Here is a 1,258-nt window from a genome sequence, read left to right as displayed (position 1 = left end):
CTACCAAACTGCGCTAATCGCCGTTACTTACTATTCTCTACGAGTGACCTCGTTGACAACGGGGTGCATAATAGTGATTTGACGGGGTTAGGTCAAACATTTTTTTAAGAAAACAAATCAAGTGGTCATTTTTAGCCCACAATGGCTAAATATTATAATAGAAGACTGAAATTTATACTATTTAATTACTCTAGTACTATATAGATGAAAAGCAACTTGGCGCTGCAATGCTTTTCTGCGAAAATAGCTTAGGTAATATTAAATGAAAAATAAAGTTATTATTCTCTTTATAAGCATATGCCCCTTTTTATTATGCGTTCATTTTTAAAGTATCGGTATCTAGTTAATTAACCCCAATTAAAGGTCAACCATGACGGCAAACATCATTGATGGTAAAGCAATCGCAAAACAAGTACGTAGTACAGTTGCACAACGCGTAAGCGAACGCGTTTCTAAAGGATTACGCGCCCCCGGACTTGCAGTAGTCCTTGTCGGACTTGATCCAGCAAGCCAAGTTTATGTTGGTTCAAAGCGTAAAGCCTGTGAAGAAGTTGGTTTTATTTCAAAATCATTTGATTTACCTGCAGACACAAAAGAAGATGCTCTTTTAAGTTTAATTGATGAGCTAAATAATGATGCTGAAGTAGATGGCATTTTGGTGCAGTTACCTTTACCTGATGGACTCGATGCAGAGAAAATTTTAGAACGCATTACACCACACAAAGACGTTGATGGCTTTCACCCTTACAATATCGGCCGTTTAGCACAGCGTATGCCTGCGCTTCGTCCTTGTACGCCAAAAGGGATTATTACTTTACTCGATTCTACCGGTGTTCGTTATAAAGGCATGCATGCGGTTGTGGTTGGCGCATCAAATATTGTGGGCCGCCCTATGTCGTTAGAGCTATTACTGGCCGGTTGTACGACTACTGTGTGCCATAAGTTTACACAAGATTTAGAAACTCATGTGCGACGCGCAGACCTGCTGGTTGTAGCTGTGGGCAAACCTGAATTTATCCCTGGAGATTGGGTAAAAGAAGGTGCCATTGTTATAGATGTAGGTATAAACCGTTTAGATACAGGTAAACTAGTAGGCGACGTTGAATACAGCATTGCAGAGCAAAAAGCTCACTTTATTACTCCTGTTCCTGGCGGGGTTGGCCCAATGACCGTGGCCAGCTTAATTGAAAATACATTAGAAGCATGCGAAAAATATCATAGCTGAATATAATTCAAATAAAAAAGGTTAGCCATTCGG

The 1,258-nt window shown here is 40.0% G+C and carries 1 protein-coding gene; it reads left to right on the top strand.

The window, feature by feature from the left end; genetic code table 11:
• Positions 1-370: 370 nt before the first annotated feature.
• Positions 371-1,225, top strand: a complete 855-nt coding sequence (gene folD, locus P20480_RS13650) for a bifunctional methylenetetrahydrofolate dehydrogenase/methenyltetrahydrofolate cyclohydrolase FolD (RefSeq protein WP_008127813.1) — start codon at positions 371-373, stop codon at positions 1,223-1,225.
• The last annotated feature ends 33 nt before the right edge of the window (positions 1,226-1,258 follow it).

Source organism: Pseudoalteromonas sp. BSi20480, from assembly GCF_000241365.1.
In the GTDB taxonomy this organism is placed as follows: domain Bacteria; phylum Pseudomonadota; class Gammaproteobacteria; order Enterobacterales; family Alteromonadaceae; genus Pseudoalteromonas; species Pseudoalteromonas marina.
The sequence above is the reverse complement of the archived record's forward strand: the minus strand, read 5'-3'. Positions and strand labels throughout refer to the sequence as shown.

Coding starts and splice junctions, on each gene's coding strand:
- folD (WP_008127813.1), top strand. CDS start 371: ATGACGGCAAACATCATTGATGGTAAAGCAATCGCAAAACAAGTACGT.